The sequence below is a fragment of the Pseudomonas agronomica genome, from assembly GCF_025917275.1.
Classification (GTDB): Bacteria; Pseudomonadota; Gammaproteobacteria; order Pseudomonadales; family Pseudomonadaceae; genus Aquipseudomonas; species Aquipseudomonas agronomica.
Genome location: NZ_JAOSHO010001002.1, coordinates 1 through 566 on the forward strand (window position 1 = coordinate 1; position 566 = coordinate 566).

1 protein-coding gene is annotated in these 566 nt (G+C 64.7%); it reads right to left on the bottom strand.

The annotated features are described in order from the left end of the window. Positions 1 to 45 precede the first annotated feature (45 nt). Positions 46 to 566: NAD-binding protein (locus OC610_RS28600; protein WP_264433126.1), on the bottom strand; the 521-nt coding region annotated here is incomplete at its 5' end.

Consider the following 566-nt stretch of genomic DNA (forward strand, 5'->3'; position numbering starts at 1 on the left):
CGGGAGCAAGCTCCCTCGCCACAAAAGCCTCTCGATATCACAGGTTTACTGCGGCTTGCGATAGCTGTTTACAATCGCCGAAAAGTCCTTGCCGCCCTCGCCCCGCTGGCTCATCGCCTGGTACAACTGCTGCGCCACCGCCCCCAATATCACCGGCTGGCGAGCCTGACGCGCCGCTTCGGTGGCCAGGCCCAAGTCCTTGAGCATCAGGTCCGCGCCGAAACCGCCGGTATAGCCACGGGACGCCGGCGCCGTTTCGATCACGCCCGGCCACGGGTTGTAGGTGTCCGAGCTCCAGCAGCGGCCCGTCGAGCTGTTGATGATCCCGGCCAGCACCTGGGTGTCGATCCCCAAGGCATCGCCCAGCGCCATGGCTTCGCTGACACCCACCATGGAAATTCCCAGCAGCAGGTTGTTGCAGATCTTGGCGATCTGCCCCGTGCCGACTTCGCCACAGTGCACGATATTGCGACCCATCTGCGCCAGCACAGGCTGCAAGGTCGCGAACAACTCAGGCGTGGCGCCAACCATGAAAGTCAGCGTGCCCGCCGCCGCGCCGCCGGTAC